The 19,942-nt window shown below is 38.0% G+C and carries 21 protein-coding genes; 8 read left to right on the plus strand and 13 right to left on the minus strand.

The genetic code is table 11. From position 1 onward, the window contains the following. The first annotated feature begins 1 nt into the window (after position 1). Positions 2–778: an ABC transporter ATP-binding protein gene (locus tag QNH29_RS24345; RefSeq protein ID WP_283861868.1), complete on the plus strand. Its 777-nt coding sequence runs from the start codon at positions 2–4 to the stop codon at positions 776–778. Beyond that, a complete protein-coding gene (locus QNH29_RS24350) occupies positions 759–1,565 on the plus strand; it encodes an ABC transporter permease (protein WP_283861869.1) in 807 nt (268 codons plus the stop codon). Before QNH29_RS24345 ends, QNH29_RS24350 begins: the two co-directional genes overlap by 20 nt. Positions 1,566–1,585: 20 nt before the next feature. On the opposite strand, the gene ytkD is transcribed toward QNH29_RS24350, so the two are convergent. Then, entirely contained in the window at positions 1,586–2,059 is a 474-nt protein-coding gene (gene ytkD, locus QNH29_RS24355; protein WP_283861870.1) for an RNA deprotection pyrophosphohydrolase, read from the minus strand. 82 nt (positions 2,060–2,141) lie between these two features. Beyond that, positions 2,142–2,465 carry a hydrolase gene (locus QNH29_RS24360; protein ID WP_283861871.1) on the minus strand — a complete coding sequence of 108 codons (324 nt, stop codon included), beginning with the start codon at positions 2,463–2,465 and terminating at the stop codon, positions 2,142–2,144. Between the two features lie 236 nt (positions 2,466–2,701). Between QNH29_RS24360 and QNH29_RS24365 the strand changes: the two genes are divergently transcribed. Together QNH29_RS24365 and ytzI are read left to right on the plus strand one after the other, a co-directional pair. Beyond that, complete coding sequence (locus tag QNH29_RS24365) at positions 2,702–2,956, plus strand: DUF6154 family protein (RefSeq protein WP_063255254.1); 255 nt, start codon at positions 2,702–2,704, stop codon at positions 2,954–2,956. Positions 2,957–3,064: 108 nt separating this feature from the next. After that, positions 3,065–3,229 (plus strand): YtzI protein, encoded by a 165-nt coding sequence (gene ytzI, locus QNH29_RS24370; protein WP_283861872.1) that lies wholly within the window; start codon positions 3,065–3,067, stop codon positions 3,227–3,229. Positions 3,230–3,266: 37 nt separating this feature from the next. On the opposite strand, the gene QNH29_RS24375 is transcribed toward ytzI, so the two are convergent. Then, positions 3,267–3,740 carry an S-ribosylhomocysteine lyase gene (locus QNH29_RS24375; RefSeq protein ID WP_283861873.1) on the minus strand — a complete coding sequence of 158 codons (474 nt, stop codon included), beginning with the start codon at positions 3,738–3,740 and terminating at the stop codon, positions 3,267–3,269. A gap of 141 nt (positions 3,741–3,881) precedes the next feature. On the opposite strand from QNH29_RS24375, the gene yidD reads away from it, so the two are divergent. Beyond that, positions 3,882–4,109, plus strand: coding sequence for a membrane protein insertion efficiency factor YidD (gene yidD, locus QNH29_RS24380; RefSeq protein ID WP_283861874.1), 228 nt, complete (start codon positions 3,882–3,884; stop codon positions 4,107–4,109). Here yidD and QNH29_RS24385 read toward each other — a convergent pair. Next, complete coding sequence (locus tag QNH29_RS24385; protein WP_283861875.1) at positions 4,106–4,678, minus strand: beta-class carbonic anhydrase; 573 nt, start codon at positions 4,676–4,678, stop codon at positions 4,106–4,108. The genes yidD and QNH29_RS24385 overlap by 4 nt on opposite strands. 214 nt (positions 4,679–4,892) lie before the next feature. On the opposite strand from QNH29_RS24385, the gene QNH29_RS24390 reads away from it, so the two are divergent. Next, positions 4,893–5,840, plus strand: coding sequence for a metal ABC transporter solute-binding protein, Zn/Mn family (locus tag QNH29_RS24390; RefSeq protein WP_283861876.1), 948 nt, complete (start codon positions 4,893–4,895; stop codon positions 5,838–5,840). Positions 5,841–5,932: 92 nt separating this feature from the next. After that, positions 5,933–6,091, plus strand: coding sequence for a DUF1540 domain-containing protein (locus QNH29_RS24395; RefSeq protein ID WP_283861877.1), 159 nt, complete (start codon positions 5,933–5,935; stop codon positions 6,089–6,091). A gap of 32 nt (positions 6,092–6,123) precedes the next feature. On the opposite strand, the gene menC is transcribed toward QNH29_RS24395, so the two are convergent. The 6 genes from menC to QNH29_RS24425 form a co-directional block, all read right to left on the minus strand. Beyond that, a complete protein-coding gene (gene menC, locus QNH29_RS24400) occupies positions 6,124–7,239 on the minus strand; it encodes an o-succinylbenzoate synthase (protein WP_283861878.1) in 1,116 nt (371 codons plus the stop codon). Further along, positions 7,236–8,720, minus strand: a complete 1,485-nt coding sequence (locus QNH29_RS24405; RefSeq protein WP_283861879.1) for an o-succinylbenzoate--CoA ligase — start codon at positions 8,718–8,720, stop codon at positions 7,236–7,238. Before QNH29_RS24405 ends, menC begins: the two co-directional genes overlap by 4 nt. Before the next feature lie 104 nt (positions 8,721–8,824). After that, complete coding sequence (gene menB, locus QNH29_RS24410) at positions 8,825–9,643, minus strand: 1,4-dihydroxy-2-naphthoyl-CoA synthase (protein ID WP_283861880.1); 819 nt, start codon at positions 9,641–9,643, stop codon at positions 8,825–8,827. Positions 9,644–9,663: 20 nt separating this feature from the next. Then, positions 9,664–10,470: a 2-succinyl-6-hydroxy-2,4-cyclohexadiene-1-carboxylate synthase gene (menH, locus tag QNH29_RS24415; protein WP_283861881.1), complete on the minus strand. Its 807-nt coding sequence runs from the start codon at positions 10,468–10,470 to the stop codon at positions 9,664–9,666. After that, a complete protein-coding gene (gene menD, locus QNH29_RS24420) occupies positions 10,470–12,218 on the minus strand; it encodes a 2-succinyl-5-enolpyruvyl-6-hydroxy-3-cyclohexene-1-carboxylic-acid synthase (protein WP_283861882.1) in 1,749 nt (582 codons plus the stop codon). Before menD ends, menH begins: the two co-directional genes overlap by 1 nt. 1 nt (position 12,219) lies before the next feature. Further along, on the minus strand, positions 12,220–13,620 hold the full coding sequence (locus tag QNH29_RS24425; protein WP_283861883.1) for an isochorismate synthase: 1,401 nt from the start codon (positions 13,618–13,620) through the stop codon (positions 12,220–12,222). 362 nt (positions 13,621–13,982) lie between these two features. Between QNH29_RS24425 and QNH29_RS24430 the strand changes: the two genes are divergently transcribed. Next, positions 13,983–14,921, plus strand: a complete 939-nt coding sequence (locus QNH29_RS24430) for a 1,4-dihydroxy-2-naphthoate polyprenyltransferase (RefSeq protein ID WP_283861884.1) — start codon at positions 13,983–13,985, stop codon at positions 14,919–14,921. Positions 14,922–14,964: 43 nt separating this feature from the next. Here the strand turns inward: QNH29_RS24430 and QNH29_RS24435 are convergent, their stop codons facing one another. The 3 genes from QNH29_RS24435 to QNH29_RS24445 are packed head-to-tail and all read right to left on the minus strand — an operon-like array spanning position 14,965 to position 19,824. Next, on the minus strand, positions 14,965–17,358 hold the full coding sequence (locus tag QNH29_RS24435) for a glycogen/starch/alpha-glucan phosphorylase (RefSeq protein ID WP_283861885.1): 2,394 nt from the start codon (positions 17,356–17,358) through the stop codon (positions 14,965–14,967). Continuing rightward, entirely contained in the window at positions 17,348–18,796 is a 1,449-nt protein-coding gene (gene glgA / locus QNH29_RS24440; RefSeq protein ID WP_283861886.1) for a glycogen synthase GlgA, read from the minus strand. The genes QNH29_RS24435 and glgA overlap by 11 nt, the downstream gene beginning before the upstream one ends. Continuing rightward, on the minus strand, positions 18,793–19,824 hold the full coding sequence (locus QNH29_RS24445; protein WP_283861887.1) for a GlgC family sugar phosphate nucleotidyltransferase: 1,032 nt from the start codon (positions 19,822–19,824) through the stop codon (positions 18,793–18,795). Before QNH29_RS24445 ends, glgA begins: the two co-directional genes overlap by 4 nt. Positions 19,825–19,942 lie beyond the last annotated feature (118 nt).

A 19,942-nucleotide genomic window follows, 5' to 3' on the forward strand; every position in this document is an offset into this window, starting at 1 on the left:
AATGAGTTTTTTAGCCATTAAAGATATCCATCACACTTATTTTACAAAAGCCTCTGCAACAACGGCCCTCTCCGAAATAAGTTTACAAGTAGAAGAAGGTGAATTCATATCCTTCCTCGGCCCTAGCGGTTGTGGGAAAACGACCCTGCTCTCCATCATTGCAGGGCTTATAAAACCCACACAAGGAACGATTATGCTTGAAAATAAACCAGTCACAGGGTTAAAAAATCAAATTGGCTACATGCTCCAACAAGACTATCTATTTCCATGGAAAACAATCGAAGAAAATATTCTTCTTGGATTAAAATTATCCGGCCAATTGAATGAGCAAACCAAAAGTGCCGCTTTAGACCTGTTAAATCAAATTGGGTTACGTGGTATCGAGAAACAGCTGCCTAAACAGCTATCGGGAGGTATGAGGCAGCGAGCCGCTCTCGTTAGAACACTGGCAACGGAGCCTAAGCTGCTCATGCTGGATGAACCATTCTCAGCTTTAGATTATCAAACTAAGTTGAAGCTGGAAGATCTAGTATCCAACACGCTCGACTCCTTTGGAAAAACAGCCATTCTCGTCACCCATGACATTGGTGAAGCCATTGCAATGAGTGATCGGATTGTGCTCTTTTCACCAAGCCCTGGCAGAATTCATAAGATATTTGAAATGCCAGATGAATTAAGGAACATATCTCCTTTTAAAGCGAGAAACCATGAGACATTTTCTAGTATCTTTCAGAATATATGGAAGGAGTTGGATTCACTTGAAACAGGGAAAGAATAACGTGAGCCTCCTCCATAAAAATTATTTACATTCTCTAACGATCGAAAAAAGATGGGTACGTTTTTATCAAGTCGTCATTTTCCTGCTCTTTTTTTCGAGTTGGGAAATCGCCAGTCAAAAACGTTGGATTGACCCTCTACTCTTCAGTTCTCCATCGAAAATTTGGAATTTATTCCTTGAAAAAATTCAAGATGGTTCTTTAATATCCAATCTTGGTGTTACCTTAACAGAAACTATTTTTGGGTTCATTTTAGGTACGTTACTGGGTACCGTTCTAGCAGCATTGCTATGGTGGTCGCCGATGCTCTCAAAGATTATTGACCCTTATCTCGTTATTCTTAACGCGATGCCAAAGGTCGCTTTAGGCCCTATATTAATCGTCGCCCTTGGACCGGGATATCCTTCTATTATAGCGATGGGAGCGATTATTTCCGTTATTATTACAACTATTGTGGTTTATACTTCTTTTAAAGAAGTAGACCCTAACTATTTAAAAGTACTCCAGACATTCGGAGCGTCACGTCTGCAATGCTTTAAGGAAGCCATCCTCCCCGCTAGTTTTCCAACCATTATTTCAACCTTAAAGGTGAATGTTGGACTATCATGGGTCGGCGTCATCGTTGGAGAATTTTTAGTTTCATCCAGGGGACTCGGTTACTTTATCATTTACGGCTTCCAAGTCTTTAATTTTACCCTTGTCTTTTTATCCTTGCTGGTCATTGCTGTTGTTGCAACCATCATGTATCAGCTTGTAGAGCTATTGGAAAAAAAACTTATCAAGGAATAGCGGCTTATATAAATTTGTCGCTATTCTTTTTCACGTTTATAAATAAACGCCAAACATTCCGCAACCACTTCGTCCTTCATAATAAAGCTGTACTCTTCACCAAACCGCATATCCAACAGATTACCTTTTACTAATACAGGGCCGTTTGTCTCAAAATAACTATTCTTTTTATCTATAGATTTTATTTTCCCCCAAAATACAGCCTTTACAAAAGTATTTTTTTGGTCAGACACTCTATATTCAGCGATTTGTGCAAGGCCCTCTATAGTGGCTCCCGTCTCCTCATAAACCTCACGGATAGCGGCTTCTTTAAGTGACTCTCCAGATTCAACTTTACCTCCTGGAAATTCCAATCCTCGAACGCTATGCTTTGTTAGAAGCCAATCATCTAAATATTTACAAATCACAAATACGTGTTTCGCTTTCTGTTCAAAAGCATTGCTTGAGAATGATAGCTCAACCTTGTTCCCTAACCGATCTAAAAAACTTTTCATTATCCTCACCCCGTTCTGACCCCTTGTGTTCATTATAATCGAAAAAAACGGAAAATCCTTAAGAATAGGATTTTCCGTTTTTTTACCCTTGCTTTGGCAAGATATTCATCGTTTCAATATGACTTCTTGCTTCTTCGTCACCCAGTTTGTAAATCATCCCATAAACTTTTTCAATTGTATCGTCATAAGCATCGTTTTCACGGTCATAGTGATATTGAACATACGGAACATGGGCTCTGAAGAAATTTTGCCATTCTGTAGAATAATTTTGGTCAAATAACTCCCGAAGCTGGGTAATTTCTTCATCATTCGCTTGAATCTTAAAATTCCAAGCAGAGGCAGTTGCACTTTGGGATATTTGCCCATGCCCAACGTCTATATAATAGGTCTTTTTTTGCTCATCCATTTTGTCATCCCCTTATAAATAGTATTTAAAATTTCCCACAATGAAATAAAATTTATTCTTTTTCAAATTTCGACTCATTTTTTAGAAATGAATAAGGTATAATTGTCATAATATTAAGAAAATAGATTTTTACCATTTTTTCAAACTTTTGATTCAGTCATAGAGGATATTTTTCATCATTAAGGGAATTGAATAAGTAAGGAAAAAATTTTTAAAATTCTTTGGAGGTGAACGGAGTGAGGTTAGTCGATGAATTATTTCAGATGTATCGAGACAAGCTGACAGGTGATGAAGAGGATATTGATATGTTAGCATTCGCCTTCTTAGAAGAAATGTCACATGAGGATCTGCTGCACTTAATTAAAGAGATGGATAAGCAGGAATTATACGATTTAATGGGGCTTTATTTAATTGAGAGTTTGAAAGGTAAATTCGCCCAGGAAGAATACGGCCAGCGCACCCATACTTATTATCCAAGAAATATTCACTAAAATCTACATAGCACTAAAATTTTGGAACTGGCAGATGTCAGTTTCTTTTTTTGTTAATAAAGGCTAAAAACATGCTAAAATGTAAGATGAGACAGGGGAGGAGAAAAAATGTATACGATATTTGTGGTAAGCGTTATTATCATTATTGTAGTATTATTGCTTGCTGTTATCACAACGTCGAAAGCCTATAAATTTAAACATACAGTTGATCCACTCGACGATAATCCTTATTTAAAGAATGAAAATAATGTTGATACGGAAAATAAACAATAAAAAAAATTCCTATTCAAAACGAATAGGAATTTTTTTTTCACGCAAAAACTTGTTTTAAGTCTTCTTTATTTTGTTCAAGCCAAAAACGCATTAAACGTTTTGCACCTTCTAAATCATGAAGTTTCGCTTGTCCGCATTGTCTTTCGTTTGCTGCTGGAATCTCCGTTATTTCAACAGCGGTTTTCATTGTATCTTCAAGAAGGTCAATGATTTCTTCCACAGTCGGCTCACCACTCACAACTAAATAGTAGCCGGTTTGACAGCCCATAGGTGATATATCGATGATATCGAAGTGCTCATATTTCTCTACGTGTGCACGGAGATTAAAAGCAAGTAAATGTTCTAATGTATGGATAACATCTGGCTTCATAGCTTGTTTATTCGGCTGGCAAAAACGGATATCATATTTATTAACAATCCCGTCGGTTCCTACTTTATGGACACCGCAATGTCTAACATACGGTGCTTTGACGGCATTATGATCTAAATCAAAGCTTTCTACAGAAGGCATTATTCCCCACTCCTTTTATCCATCTATGTAGTATCATACTATAAAATCCGAGTAATTTCATCTGCATAGGATAATTAATAATTTAGACGTTTTTTTCTATTTATGATATCTTTTAAGTAATTTCTTGAAGGGAGTTTCCCTATGTTAAAAAATTTTTTGATTTCAGTTATTCGCTTTTACCAAGTTGTAATTTCTCCTATTAAACCGCCGAGTTGCCGTTTTTATCCTACGTGTTCACATTATGGTATAGAAGCGGTCCAACGATTTGGAGCTCTAAAAGGAGGCTGGCTTACAGTAAAGAGAATTCTAAAATGTCATCCCTTCCATCCGGGTGGAGTTGATCCAGTACCAGAAAAGAAAGAAATTTAACGTTGGTAGCCGTCAACAACAAGGTCAAGTTTCCCTGTCTTTGGGTCAATGACTAATCCATGTACCGGAACACCTTCTGGCATTAATGGATGATTTCTGATAACCCCCACACTGTGCTCAACACTTTCACTGACATTTTCAAATCCATGCAGCCAGTTTTTAATATCAATACCTGAATAAGTTAGAGTATCAAATGTTTCTTCTGTTACCCCACGGCTCATCATACTTTCTATAACTGGTTCAGCCTTTAATCCGCTCATCCCACAATCATGATGGGCAATGACTAGCACTTCCTCAGCTTGCAGCTGATATACAGCAATGAGAATACTTCTCATAATACTTCCAAATGGATGAGAAACCAATGCCCCGGCATTTTTAATCGTCTTTATGTCACCGTTGCTTAAGTTCATTGCCTTTGGCAGCAATTCCAATAATCGCGTGTCCATACATGTTAGTATAACCGCTCGTTTATTCGGAAATTTAGTTGTCTCGTACTTCTCATATTCATGGCTCTCTACAAATTTTTGGTTATAATCTAGAATTTCATTTAATAATGTTGTGTTGCTCACAATTATCCCACCTTCACTTTATTTATACTTATAATACTTAAAAACTAACGGATGCTACAATATTATGCTTGCATTTAACTCATTTTTTTTGTAAGATACATAAGGAAATCGGAATCGTTCCGTATTATACATTTTTTATATAAACTAAATTCTAAAAATTTTTCAAATATAAATCGTAATAACTCCGGTTTATAAACTTTTAAAGGAGCAACATATGAAAAAATTTTTTCTTTTACCTTTTATTTTACTTATCAGCTTAGCCCTAAATGCTTGCAGTACCGAAAATGAACAATCAGATCAAGAGAAAGAGCAGTTATCCATTTATTCTACTGTTTTTCCTCTTCAATATTTTACGGAGCGCATTGGTGGAAAATACGTGAATGTTAATACAATCTATCCACCAGGAGCAGACGAGCATACTTTTGAACCATCCCAAAAAGACATGATTAAACTGGCTGATTCAGATTTATTTTTCTACATCGGCTTAGGATTAGAGGGCTTTGTAGACAAAGCGAAGGAATCCTTAAAAAGTGAAAATGTCACGTTGATTCCAACTGCTGAGAACCTAATTTTAGATCCTGCTGAAGAACATGAAGTACATGATGACCATGAAAATCATGAAGATGATGGTCATGGAGATTTCAATCCTCATGTTTGGCTGGACCCTATATATTCAAAGGAAATGGCTTCTGTCATTAGGGATTCTTTAATTGAAAAAATGCCTCAAAATAAAGAGACTTTTGATCAAAATTATCAAACGCTTGCAGATGAATTAGATCAATTAGATTCAGAATTCAAGAGCACCATTCAAAATGCAAAACATAAAGATATCCTTGTCACTCATGCTGCATTTAGTTACTGGGAGCAAAGGTACGGTCTTGAAGAGATCAGTATTTCTGGTCTTTCCACAACGAATGAACCAACGCAGCGTGAACTTGAAAATATTATCTCATTAGCCAATAAACAAGGACTGCATTACATCCTGTTTGAACAAAACGTTCAATCAAAATTGGCGGAGATTGTGCAGAAGGAAATTGGAGCAAAGGCTTTACTCGTTCATAATTTAGGTATTTTAACAACCGAAAACATTAAAGATAAAGAAACATATTTTTCTCTAATGGAGAAAAACTTAGAATCATTAAAAATTGCTTTAAACAATTAGTTGTTAATTCCCTTTATCTTACAAGGATAAGAAAATGTAAAAATTCAAAAGCTATTTTTGTATTACGAATGATCTAAAAAGGAGTGATACAAATGGCGCAAGATGTATTATGTGAAGTTAACAACTGCTCTTATTGGGCAAAAGGAAATAAATGCAGTGCGGATAGTATATATGTTGTCAGCCACAAAGGAAAAACCGCTGATAACAGTCGAGAAACCGACTGTAAAACATTTGAACCTGCAGATCTATAAATTATTAAATTAAACCAGACTTTTTGTCTGGTTTATTTGTCGTTAAATTTAAAAACCTTTTCCATTACTGTGGTTTCTTTCAGCCTTTTTGCATTAATGCCGAACCCAATGCCTGGTGTTTCTGGCACGCTTACAAAACCATTATTTACACTAACCTCAGGTGTAATAATATCTTCCTCCCAGAATCGATTAGAAGCAGAAATATCACCGGGGATAGTAAAACCAGGTAGTGAAGCTAGAGCTATGTTATGCGCACGGGATATTCCAAATTCTATCATTCCGCCGCACCAAACCTCGATGCCCCTATCCAGGCAATAATTATGAATTCTTTTGGCCTCGTAAAGACCTCCTACTCTTCCTGCTTTAATATTAATAATCTTACAACTCCCGATTTCAATCGCATTTTTTGCATCATGAAAGCTGACTATACTTTCATCTAAACAAATTGGTGTACGAATATCTTTTTGAAGTAGTGAGTGTTCAATAATATCGTCACTTGCCAACGGTTGTTCTATCATCATAAGATTAAAGTCATCTAGTGCTTTTAATCTGTCAATATCGTTTAAGGTATAAGCCGAATTGGCATCTGCCATTATTGGAAGTTCTGGGTGATGACGGCGTATTTCCTCTAAGAGAGAATAATCATGACCAGGACTAATCTTAATCTTAAATCTCTGATATCCTTCTTCCAAATATTTTTCAATTTGGTTGAGAGCACTAGGGAGTGAATTAGCAGCAATCACTACACCTGAAGCAATTTCGCTTCTAGTTCCTCCAATGACCTTAGAAAGTGATGCTGAACTCAGTTTAGCGTATAAGTCCCATATGGCCATTTCCAATGCGGCCTTGGCCATATGGTTTCTTCTAATAGACTGAAATAAAATCGCTGCGTCCTCGGGATGCTCAATTTCACTCTTCTTAAGCAAAGGGATTAATACATCACTTAAAATATGTAAACTAGTTGCTACAGTCTCTTCTGTGTACCACGGTGTAGAAAAAGCCACACCCTCTCCATATCCGGAAATGCCAGTCGAATCGATTACCTCTACGATAATCCCTTCACGCGTTGTAACCGTACCTAAGTGAGTGTGAAAAGGGGACTTTAATGGCATACTGATCACTCTAAGTTTTATTTGATCTATTCTCATTTCTGAATCCTGCCTTCATGAACCAATTCAGATAGCTTTCTGCGAAGCAGCTTTTTAGAAGCGTTTCTCGGTAGTTCTTTCGTAAAATAGAATGATTTTGGTATTTTATATTTAGCCAAGCTTACTAAGCAAAATTGTATAAGTTCTTCCTCTGTAACCTTTGCATTTTTTTTAGGAACAATGAAAGCCACGGGAACCTGTCCCCATGTTTCATCATTGAAGCCAGTTACACCCGCATCAGCCACATCTGGATGAGCTAATAATACGGATTCAATTTCAGCAGGATAAATGTTTTCCCCTCCTGAAATAATCAGATCAGAACGGCGGTCAAGTACATATAAAAAGCCCTCCTCATCCATATAGCCAATGTCTCCTGTATGGAACCATCCTTGATTAAATTTTTCCTTACTCACCTCTGGACGATTTAAATAACCCATTGTTACATTTGGACCTTTTACAATAATTTCACCAGCTTGGTTTGCCTGTGCTACTCCTCCATTCTCCAAAATAATCTCAATTTGTGAAGGAAATAATGGCTTACCTGCTGAACCAAGTTTTGTGATACTGTACTCGGGAGCTAATGTAACGATTTGAGAAGCCGTCTCTGTCATCCCATAGGATTGAAAAACAGGAACTGCTTTTGCCTTACATACCTCTAACAACGGCAATGGTGCAGGACCGCCTCCTAACAGTGCACAACGAAAATAATTTGGCAGTTGAGAACCCTCTAGGGCTTCAACCATCCGAAAAAGCATCGTTCCAACCACTGACATAATCGTAACATGTTTGGATTTAATATCACCTATGGCTTTATTCGCATCAAAGCTTTCATGGAGTATAATCGGCATCCCATATATAACACTTTTCATTAGGATGGAATAACCACTAATATGAAAAAGTGGAACGCTGCAAAGCCAGCGGTCACGATCGGTATATCCTAGATTTAAGGCAGAACCCACAGCACTCCACCAATGATTTCCATATGTGTGAAGGACACCTTTCGGATACCCTGTTGTACCTGATGTATACATGACAGTACAGACATCATTTAAATGAATTTCTTCCTGAATTTCTGGGATTTCTAAAGTTGCTGCAAACAAGTCTTCCTTCTTAATAACGGGCACTTCCACTGATTGTGATATTTCGTAAAATTCATTTTCAAGAATTACCGCAGCTGCCTTTGAATCATTTACTTGCCAAACTAATTCTTTTTTCGATAATCGATTGTTTAAAATAACTGCCTTGACTCCCATGAGCTGAAGGGCAAATAAAATCACAACCGTATCAAAATGATTTTTAAGTATTACACCAATATATTGATCCTTTTTTACTCCTAAACTCTTGAGCTGTCCAGCAGTTTCATAAGATTTTTCATATAATTCTTTAAAAGATATTGTCTGGTCATTGAAATAAACTGCCGTTCTTTCAGGTGTTAAAAATGCCCTTTTTTTAAGAAAGTTAGGCATGGTTTCATGTTGCATAATTTTCACCTACTTCTAGTTAGTACCCTTTAATTTTCCTAGCGCAAGCGCTTTTCTATATAAAAACAGCCTGATGGAGTCCATCAAGCTGCAACATTTTTAAATCAAGGGAAACGTGGGAATTGACCAAAGTCAGGCTTACGTTTTTCTTTAAAGGCGTCTCGGCCTTCTTTGGCTTCTTCAGTTGTATAGTAAAGAAGTGTTGCATCACCAGCTAATTGCTGCAGACCGGCTAAGCCATCTGTGTCTGCATTCATAGCAGCCTTTAAGAAGCGAAGCGCTGTTGGGCTCTTCTCTAGAATTTCATTACACCATTGGATTGTTTCCTCTTCCACTCTTTCAAGTGGGACAACCGTATTTACTAAGCCCATATCAAGTGCTTCCTGTGCATTATACTGTCGGCAAAGGTACCAAATTTCACGTGCCTTCTTATGACCGATAATTCTAGCAAGATAGCCTGAGCCATAACCAGCATCAAAGCTTCCTACATTTGGACCTGTTTGTCCAAAAACAGCATTATCCGCAGCAATCGTTAAATCACACACAACGTGTAAAACGTGCCCGCCGCCAATCGCATAACCTTTTACCATCGCAATAACTGGTTTTGGGATAACACGAATTAAGCGTTGTAAATCTAGGACATTTAAACGTGGGATTTGATCTTCGCCCACATAACCGCCATGTCCACGTACCTTTTGGTCTCCACCAGAACAAAACGCTTTGTCTCCGGCACCTGTTAGTACGATTACTCCTACACTTGAATCATCCCTTGCATAAGCAAAAGCATCAATTAATTCCGTAACGGTTCTTGGTGTGAATGCATTATGTACATGTGGGCGATTAATTGTAATTTTAGCAATTCCATTATATGTTTCATATAAAATTTCATCATATTTGCGTCCTGCAATCCATTCTACTGTCAAAAAAATCTTCCTCCTTAATTTTATTTTGACAAAAAGTCACTTACTATTGTACCAAATTTTTCTGTTTGTTCCACATGAATTGCATGACCACTATCATTAATGACAATCCATGAAGCACTTTCGATATTCTCTGCCATTCTCTCGGCAATCGTACAGAACTTTCCATCCTTATCACCTGTTAACAATAACACTTCACAGCGGATGGAGTCCAACTTTCTCCACCAAGATGGCTGAGAGCCAGTTCCCATCCCTAATAAACTATTAGCAAGACCAATGGCATTATTAGACAGCCGCTGCTCTCTAATAGATTTTTTTACTGAAGCAGGTAAACTGCACATGGTAGAAAAGAGAGGAATTGCTTCCCAGTAATCAACAAAGGACACAATCCCTCGGTCATTAATAAAGTTTGCTAGTTCCTCATCTTTCATACGGCGAAGCATTCTTTCTTCACTTGAGTTTAAACCAGGCGAGGCGCTTTCTAAAATCAGCTTCCTTACTCTATCTGGGTATACTATCGCAAGCGTCAGGGCTAATCTGCCGCCCATTGAATACCCAAGAAGGTCGATTTGATCAATTTCAAGATGGTCTAAAATCATAATCAAGTCTTTCGCAGCAGATTCTATTTCATAACGATTTAAATCATTTGGTGATTCCGTTTGACCATGTCCAATAATGTCTGGGATGATTAGTTTTGAATGCTTGCCCCAAATCGGAACAAAAGGCGTCCAAGTGGTAGAATCTCCTGTAAAGCCGTGCAATATCAGTAATGGAAATCCTTCCCCACACAATTCGACATAATAATTAAGTCCATTAATTTTTACGAGCATTACTGAACACCTTTGACAAAATTTGATATTTCCTCGGAAACAATACGCCAAAACTTGCGATGTTCTGCCAAATTACTATCCCGATGTGTTACCACTTCATAGACATTTAGTCCCTTGGCTTCATTTGATTGGTTCATCAGCGCTCCTAATTGTTCCCAATCCTGAACTTTTGTAAAGTGGCCATTAAACATTCGGACTGCATGTTCAAAATCTAGGTTTAACGGTGTGCCGAATAGACGTTCAAAATTCTTAGGGTGCTGTGCTTGCGGCAGGAAGGAGAATATTCCGCCGCCATTGTTGTTTACAACAATAATCGTGATATCAATGCCATACAACTTTGCAGCGATTAATCCATTTAAATCATGGAAAAAAGTTAAATCACCTACTACCAGATATAAAGGCTGTGAGTATAATCCTGCACCTAATGCTGTTGATACCGTTCCATCAATGCCATTTGCTCCTCTATTAGCAATGACTTTAATTGATTTTTCGTTATTGAGAAAGAAACTATCTAAATCTCTAATAGGCATGCTGTTTCCAACAAACAATGCTGCACCTTCTGGAAGCATATCCGCTAATTGATAAAACAATCGACCTTCACTTAATTGCTGATTATCCTTAATAAGCTCCATGTTTGCTTTTGTAAGATTATTAACAGCCAGCCATTTGTCTAAAAATTCACCACAAGTTCTTTTTTCACTAACAGCCAACATCCGTTCGCAAAAGATGGTTTCGTTACAGTAAATCATTTCAGTTGATAAAGATGCTGGATCCCGCCAGCCTCCTGCTCCATCTATGACAAATTGCTCCGCTTGATGATTTTCCTTTAAGAATATTGTTAGAGCTTTAGATAAAGGCATTGCCCCGAAGCGGAGGATAACATCTGGTTTCAAATAGGATTTAGCATCTTCATTTCTTAAAAAGGTATCATAAGTTTCAACTATATTGTCTAGTTGATGTTGTCCACTTCTAAGTTGTGATAAAGGATCCGCTAAGATTGGAAACTTTAACATATCTGATAAGTCTGTGACAGCCTGAGCAAAACGATTATCAGCAATATTGCCGCAAACAATGATTCCGTTTTTATATCCATTTAGTTTCAACGATATGTCCTTGATTTCATTCTCACTAATCGTTAATTCTCCATTTAGGACTTTGACATATCCCATCGGTCTCTCTTCTAACTGAAAGATAGTTTCATCCATTTTGGGTATCAGTGGTTCCCTGAATGGAAAATTCAAATGGACTGGCCCTGCTGGAGCTTGGCTTGCAATCGCTGCTGCACGAGCTCCAACCGTTCGCGCATAGCGTATGATTTCTGTACTGCTTTCTGGCAATGCCATGTCTGCAAACCATTTTACATGCTGACCATACAAATGAAGTTGATCAATTGCCTGCGGCGCACCTACCTCCCTCAGTTCATGTGGCCTGTCTGCGGTTAGGACAAGTAACGGCACACGTGAATAGCGTGCTTCAATAATGGCAGGAAAATAGTTTGCTGCTGCTGTTCCGGAAGTACATAAAATCGCCACTGGCTTGTTCGTTACTTTTGCTATTCCTAATGCAAAAAAAGCCGCCGAACGTTCATCCACATGGATATGAATATTTATCTCAGGATGTTCTGCCATAACCATTGCCATAGGGGTCGATCTTGACCCCGGACTGACGACAACATCTTTTATTCCTGATAGTACAATCTCCGAAACAAAAGCTGCTAAATAAGCGGTTAAGGATTCTTGATGATTCATATTAATTTCCTCCAAGTGCGCGAAGCATCGGCCTAAATTTTAAGCTTGTTTCCAGGTATTCACTTTCTGAGTCGGAATTCGCCACAACACCACATCCTGCAAATAATGAGGCCTCTTTACCTTGAATGAGACCGGAACGAATCGAAACCGAGAACTCACCATTTCCTCGATAATCGACCCAGCCCAAAGGTGCAGCATAAAAACCGCGATCTAATTTCTCAACCTGTCTAATTTTTTCAACAGCTTCTTGTTTAGGAAGTCCGCCTAAAGCAGGAGTTGGATGAAGTCTTTCCACTAATAGAAGCAGCGATGCATCCTTTTGGCATTTACCAATGACGGGTGTATATAGATGTTGAATATCCCGGATTTTCATTAATTGAGGTTTATCTGGAAGGATAATTTCCTCACATGATTCTTCTAATGCTTCTTTAATCATTTCAACCACAAATCCGTGCTCATTCAGGTTTTTCTGATCATTTAGTAATATTTGCCCTAGCTTATTGTCTTCTTCTTCGTTTTTACCGCGTCTAATCGAACCGGCCAGGCAGGTAGAGAATACATTTTCTCCTTGCTTCTTCACGAGTCTTTCAGGTGTGGCACCAATAAAACAGTCTCCGTTTGATTCAAAAACAAAGATAAAGCTATCTCGTTGTTGATTGTATAAATTCTCAAGAATAATTTCAGCTTTAACGGGATGATCAAAAAATAATCTTACTTCTCGTGCAAGTACTACCTTTTTTAACGAACCATTTTTTAATTCCTCTACCACATCATCCACAGTCTGTTTCCATTGCAGAGGTGAAATTTCTTTCATTTCGAGAAGTTTAGCCGGTGTCAAGTCAGTGTCTTGTTTTAAAGATGCGAGTATCTGAGCCCGCTCATTCATTACTTTTTCAAAAAGTGTATAATCATCATTTGGGGTACAGACTATATTCGTCGTTAAATATGTTTGTCCCTTAACAATTGTTAACATATATTTTGGAACATGAAATAGAGAATCTGCATATTTGTACCACAACGTTGTTTTTTCTTTAAGCGGGTCAAAGGAGAACCCGCCAAACATAACCGGTCCTAAACCATTTTCATTGTATGGGTTAAAGATTAGCCCTTCCTCTAAAAATTTTCTCCACTCTTCTTCAACATGAAAAAAGCGGTCAGTAGCCTGATCCGACTGAATTTGTTTTGATATGCCAACGCCAATAAGCACAACCTCTTCTGTTGGGTCTTTCCAATAGAAACGCTCCCCAAGATAGCGCTCTCTTCCACTTACGAAAAAGGATAAAGGGTCAATGCTGTCTATTTTATGAACTTCGCTAATTAAGATGGGTCGACCCAGCATTTGCGCAGTGCGGATTGCGGTAATACCTCTATCCTTTAATTCCGTTTCCTGAATGGTAACCAAAAAAATCCCTCCAAAACAGTCAAGTGACTGTTATCCATTCATTTGTATACCTAATTTAAAGATACTTCTTTATTGTAAAGAAGTCAGTAATACTTGTCACTAAGTATACTCATTCACTACTTATTATATCTTAATTCATACCGAGCAGGGGTGTATATGATTTGTACATTTGTTTGTTTCATTTTCCCTCCAAATACTCATTACTAATCAAGGAGGAATTATCTGCTATTTTCACTAATAAAAAATAATTGACTGTAGTTGTTAAATTCCATAAACTAAGGTTTGGACAGTCTTTAGACAATAGGACAAATTAACGATTTTACGATAGATAATAGAAAATTTCATTAAAGGGAGAGAAGATAATGCAGCCAAATTTACAGCAAACGTCAAAGCCTGCTGTTGAATCGAATCGTGGTTTTCAGGTTTGGTGGCAAATGACCCGTCCCCATACATTAACTGCTTCATTCGTTCCCGTTTTACTAGGAACAGCACTTTCACTTTCACATGGAGAAATACACTTTGGTCTTTTCTTTGCCATGTTAATTGCAAGTTTATTAATCCAAGCAGCTACTAATATGTTCAATGAATACTATGATTTTAAACGCGGACTTGACAATGAGCATTCAATTGGAATTGGCGGTTCGATAGTTCGTGATGGTATCAAACCGAAAACGGTCATGCAGCTCGCACTAAGCCTCTATGGAATTGCTTTATTGATTGGGGTATATATTTGTATGAGTACTAGCTGGTGGCTGGCAGTTCTGGGACTTATTTGCATGGCAGTGGGTTATTTGTATACAGGCGGACCGTTTCCAATTGCGTATACTCCATTTGGAGAGATTTTCGCAGGCTTCTTTATGGGTATGTTAATCATCCTTATTTCATTTTTTATCCAAACAGGAACTGTTACCACCTACAGCGTTTTAATCGCAGTTCCTATTTTAGTTCTTGTTGGTGCGATTAATTTTTCTAATAATATAAGAGATTTAGAAGGCGATAAAGAAAATGGCAGAAGAACACTTGCCATTCTTATAGGTAAACATAAGGCAGTTACTTTAATGGGCTTTATGTTCATGTTTTCATTTCTTTGGATAATAGGATTAATCCTCACCGGTATTGCTCCAATTTGGACGTTGCTCGTACTTCTTAGTATTCCTAAAGCAACGAAGGCCATTAAAGGGTTTAAAGCCGGCGTTTCACCTATTCAAATGGCTCCAGCCATGAAAGCAACAGCACAAACCAATACAATTTTTGGCTTTTTACTAGCCATTGGAATTTTCCTCGGACACTTTGTTTCATAAATGATTAAAGGCATCTGCTATTTTTACAGCAGATGCCTTTTGATTATAGCGGCTTAATTTCCCAAATATGGTCCGCATACTCTTTGATTGTCCGATCACTTGAAAAATAACCGGCATGGGCGATGTTAACAAGACACTTCTGCTGCCAGATCTGCTGGTCCCTAAAAGTCTCGCCGATTGTCTTTTGAGTGTCCGCATAGGATGCAAAATCCTTCAGCACAAAGTATTGGTCATTTTCCTCTAGCAATGAATCAAAAATCGGTTCAAATTCGTTATAAACACCAGGGAAAAACCCATTTACAAGCTGATCTACAGCCTGGCGGATACGGCTGTCATGATGATAATATTCATCCGATTGATAGCCTCCATGCTGGTAATAGTGAAGTACCTCATCAGCAGAAAGTCCGAACGTAAAGATGTTCTCATCTCCAACCAATTCATGAATTTCAATATTGGCCCCATCCATTGTTCCTACTGTCAGCGCTCCATTAATCATAAACTTCATGTTACCAGTTCCAGATGCTTCTTTACTCGCAGTTGAAATTTGTTCACTTAAATCAGCAGCCGGAAAGACTTTTTCCGCAAGCGAAACACGATAATTTTCAAGAAAGACCACCTTCATTTTATCGCCAATAAACGGATCGTTGTTAACCTTTTCTGCTACTGTATTAATGAGCTTAATAATTTTCTTTGCATAATAATAACCTGGGGACGCCTTGGCACCAAAAATGAATACTCTCGGTACCATTGAAAAACTAGAATCCTCTTTTATTCGATTATAAAGATACATGATATGTAAAACCTTTAGAAGCTGTCTTTTATAGGCATGCAGGCGCTTAACCTGAACATCAAAGATAGCAGAGGAGTCCACAACAATCCCATTCTTACTCTGTATTACTTCAGCAAGACGTTCTTTATTATCCCTTTTAATTTTCAAGAGCTTTTCTAGGAAGGATGAATCGTGTTGATAGTTAAGTAATTTAATTAAATCAGCAGGTGATTGAGTCCAAGAAGAACCAATGGAATCAGTTATTAAATTGGATAAATCCGGGTTTCCTTTTAGCAGCCATCGCCGATGGGCGATACCATTGGTTTTATTATTGAATTTTTCTGGAAACAATTGATAAAATTGATTCATTTCACGAGTTTTTAGTATTTCTGTGTGCAGCTTGGCAACCCCATTAACGCTAAAACTACCCACGATAGCTAAATGAGCCATCTTTACAAAGCCATCAGCAATGATCGCCAGCTTTGCTATCCTATCCCAATCCCCTGTGTATTTATCCCATAACTCACCGCAAAACCGTTCATTTATTTCTTCCACAATCATATAAATACGAGGTAATAAGGGTTGAAAGATTCGAATCGGCCATTTTTCCAATGCTTCCGATAAAGTTGTATGATTTGTATAAGAAATCGTGTGCCTTGTAATATACCAGGCAAGATCCCAGTCAAATCCTTCCTCATCAATTAAGATTCTCATTAGTTCAGGAATGGCCAAAACGGGGTGGGTATCATTAATGTGAATACATACGTATTCATGAAGTTCCCTTAAGTTTCCATGCTGTTTCCGGTATGTTTTTATGATGGATTGAATACTTGCAGATACTAAAAAGTATTGCTGTTTCAACCGGAGGATTTTTCCTTCATCATGGGTATCATCTGGATACAGGAATTCTGAAACTAATTCCGTTTCCCGTTTATACTTTAATATATCATCATGAATGGGGAATTGAGATGGCTCCGCATTCCATAATCTTAGTGTATTAACTGTTTCTGAATTGTATCCAATTACCGGCATATCATGTGGAACTGCAGTAACGGTTTCAGCATTTAAATGATGAAACACAAGCCGGCCATTCTCTGTTCTGCCTTCCACCTTGCCCCAAAAGGGTATCTTTACCGCTAAGTCAGCCTTCCGAACTTCCCAAACATTACCGCTCCTGAGCCATTGCTCAGGGAGTTCTACTTGATATCCATCCACAATTTTCTGTTCAAATAGTCCGTGTTTATAACGTATCCCATGACCGTGTCCTGGGAGGTTAAGTGAAGCTAGAGAATCAAGAAAACAAGCGGCTAATCTGCCTAAGCCGCCATTTCCCAATCCTGCATCACTTTCTAATTCCTCTAGGTTACTTAAATCGATGCCAAGTTCTTTAAGACCAACTTGTACGGTTTCTTCGATTCCTAAATTAATTAGATTTTGCCGCAGCAACTTTCCTAATAAATATTCTATTGAAAGATAATAGACTTGTTTTCCTTTTGCAGCAAGGTAACGTTCATTCGTTTTAATCCAATCATGGCTAACAAATTCTCGAATCATAATACCAAGTGTTTGGTAATGGTCACGCTCTGAGCTTTCTGAAAAGCTCTTTCCACATACCATATTCAACCTCTTTAAGAAAGTGTTCTTAAACTCTGTTGTATTAGAAAACATGGGTTTCACTCCTCGAGACCAGCTCTGCATACAGCTGATTATACTTAAATGCAGATTGGGCCCAGCTATTATCCTTCTCCATCGCTTTTTGAACAATCGTTTCCCAAACAGAATCATGATAAAAGTGTAGTGCCCTTCTAATTGTATACAGCATGTCATGGGCATTAAAATTCTTAAAGGAAAAACCATTACCCTCGTTGGTTAATTCATTCCAAGACTGTACCGTATCATTTAGCCCCCCAGTTTCACGTACAATTGGCACCGCACCATATCTCATAGCGATTAATTGACCTAGACCGCATGGCTCAAAAAGGGATGGCATTAGAAACAGGTCTGCTGCAGCATATAACTTATGCGCCAGTCCCTCACTAAAACCGATGTGAACCTTTAATTTATCTGGATAGGAGTTCGCTGCATCACGTAAATATTCTTCATAGGTATAGTCTCCTGTCCCTAGAACCACCATTTGAATATCTTCATGAAGAATATCGTTTAAAACACACTTAACGAGATCTAGTCCCTTTTGTTTTGTCAGCCGAGTAATCATCACCATTAACGGTGTATTTGTTTTTTGTGGGAGTCCAAAGAATTTTTGGACTTCACTTTTATTAATGGCCTTGTTTTCAAGGCTATTAACTGTGAATGTTTTATATATAAGTGAATCGTCGGCCGGATTATAAAATTTATCATCGATGCCATTTAGAATGCCGACAAGATCTTCTTCTCTTGTTTTTAAAAGACCATCCAATTTTTCACCATATACAGGCGTTTGGATTTCTTGTTTATAGGTTGGGCTTACTGTTGTAATTTCATCAGCTGCTACGAGAGCACCCTTCATAAAATTAATGCAGCCGAAGAATTCTAAGTTTTGAGGGTTAAATGCTCCCCAATCTAATCCAAGCAAATCAGAAAGTGCCTCTCTTGGGAAAATGCCCTGAAATTGCAGATTATGAATCGTGAAAACAGTACGAATAAGTCCGTAGCCTTTTTGTTTGTAATACTCCATTCTTAATAAGAATGGAATCATAGCTGTATGCCAGTCATGGCAATGCAGTACGTCGGGATAAAAATCTAGATGTGCAAGAGCTTCCAGCACAGCCCGATTAAAATATGCGAATCTCTCGCCATCATCATAATATCCATAAAAACCTTCGCGTTTAAAATAATACTCATTATCAACAAAGTAATAGGTTACACCCTCATAGGAAAGCTCTTCTATTCCACAATATTGATTTCTCCAGCCAACAGGTACAGTGAATTCTTTAACTTTTTCCATACCTGCCTTAAATTCATCGGCAATTGTTCCATATTTGGGCATTATTACCCTTACGTCCGTACCGAGACTTTTTAATTCCTTAGGAAGGGAGCCTGCAACGTCCGCAAGCCCCCCAGATTTTGCAAATGGACCACATTCTGAAACTGCAAATAATACTTTCACGAATTCATCAGAGCTCCTTGTCTAGTTCCTTTACGCACGACAAATGGGTCCCTTGCAGTGCCTGTTAGGTTTGTACCCGCCTCTACCTTTACGTCCTTGTCTAAAATAACGGAATCGAGGTAGCAATTATCTTCAATTACAGATTTTTGCATGATTATGCAATTCTTAATAACTGCCCCTTTACCAATTTTTACTCCCCTGGAGATAATACTATTTTCAACTGAACCATTAATTAAACAGCCATTAGCAATCATGGAATTTTTCACTACCGAGCCTTTTAAATACCGTGTTGGCGGCTCATCTTTCACCTTTGTCAGGATAGGCTGTTCTTTAATAAATAATTGCTTCCAGACATCTGAATTTAATAAATTTAAACTAGTAGAAAAATAGTTTTGGATAGAATCTATCATAACCGCATAACCGGAATATACGTAGCTGCAAATGGAATAATGATGTTCAGTGTCTAATACCACATCCCTCATACATGTATATCCTGTTTCATTTCTTGTTTCAATTAACTTAATAAGTAAGGATGTTTTCACTAAGAACATTTCCATCGGAGTACCATCTTCATGGTGAATCTCAGTAATATCACATCCGGAATGTATATGGTAGTCTAGCAATGGTTTAAAATTCATATTGAAAACAGTATAACAATTCGTAATAAGTGAATACTCTTGAGAACTGCGGTAAAAGAAATCTAAGTTGGCAGCAAAGTTTTCAAATGTACCGACTTTATTTATATCTGAATCAATAACGGGAGTTGGAAAAAAGAAAAGTCCATCACGCTTGCGATTTAAATCCCAGTTCTTCCCTGACCCAAGGTGGTCCATTAACGACCGGTAGGTCATTTTAGGAAAGATCGCGACGCTTCCTATTCCTGAGTTCACCATATTTGAAAGTACAAAATCAATAATACGATAACGTCCTGCAAAGGGCAGGGCTGCTAGTGACCGATGTGTTAAAAGATCCTCTAGATCTTCATGGTATGTTGTTGCGTCAATAACACCTAATAGCTTTCTCTTCAATTCTAGTCCCTCCCGAAATTAAAAGCGTAGGGCGCCTGCTCATCGGCGACAAGAATAAGACAAGCACTGACAGAATGCGTGGTTTTTGCTTTCCGAAGTGATTGGCTTATGACTCGAG

Source organism: Neobacillus sp. DY30, assembly GCF_030123065.1.
Lineage (GTDB): Bacteria > Bacillota > Bacilli > Bacillales > Cytobacillaceae > Neobacillus.

Excerpts from the sequence above, each read along its gene's own strand:
- QNH29_RS24345 (WP_283861868.1), top strand. The coding sequence starts at position 2 with ATGAGTTTTTTAGCCATTAAAGATATCCATCACACTTATTTTACAAAA.
- QNH29_RS24360 (WP_283861871.1), bottom strand. The coding sequence starts at position 2,465 with ATGGATGAGCAAAAAAAGACCTATTATATAGACGTTGGGCATGGGCAA.
- QNH29_RS24375 (WP_283861873.1), bottom strand. The coding sequence starts at position 3,740 with ATGCCTTCTGTAGAAAGCTTTGATTTAGATCATAATGCCGTCAAAGCA.
- menD (WP_283861882.1), bottom strand. The coding sequence starts at position 12,218 with ATGAATCATCAAGAATCCTTAACCGCTTATTTAGCAGCTTTTGTTTCG.
- QNH29_RS24395 (WP_283861877.1), top strand. The coding sequence starts at position 5,933 with ATGGCGCAAGATGTATTATGTGAAGTTAACAACTGCTCTTATTGGGCA.
- yidD (WP_283861874.1), top strand. The coding sequence starts at position 3,882 with ATGTTAAAAAATTTTTTGATTTCAGTTATTCGCTTTTACCAAGTTGTA.
- QNH29_RS24390 (WP_283861876.1), top strand. The coding sequence starts at position 4,893 with ATGAAAAAATTTTTTCTTTTACCTTTTATTTTACTTATCAGCTTAGCC.
- QNH29_RS24430 (WP_283861884.1), top strand. The coding sequence starts at position 13,983 with ATGCAGCCAAATTTACAGCAAACGTCAAAGCCTGCTGTTGAATCGAAT.
- ytzI (WP_283861872.1), top strand. The coding sequence starts at position 3,065 with ATGTATACGATATTTGTGGTAAGCGTTATTATCATTATTGTAGTATTA.
- QNH29_RS24405 (WP_283861879.1), bottom strand. The coding sequence starts at position 8,720 with ATGCAACATGAAACCATGCCTAACTTTCTTAAAAAAAGGGCATTTTTA.
- ytkD (WP_283861870.1), bottom strand. The coding sequence starts at position 2,059 with ATGAAAAGTTTTTTAGATCGGTTAGGGAACAAGGTTGAGCTATCATTC.
- menC (WP_283861878.1), bottom strand. The coding sequence starts at position 7,239 with ATGAGAATAGATCAAATAAAACTTAGAGTGATCAGTATGCCATTAAAG.
- QNH29_RS24435 (WP_283861885.1), bottom strand. The coding sequence starts at position 17,358 with ATGTTTTCTAATACAACAGAGTTTAAGAACACTTTCTTAAAGAGGTTG.
- menH (WP_283861881.1), bottom strand. The coding sequence starts at position 10,470 with ATGCTCGTAAAAATTAATGGACTTAATTATTATGTCGAATTGTGTGGG.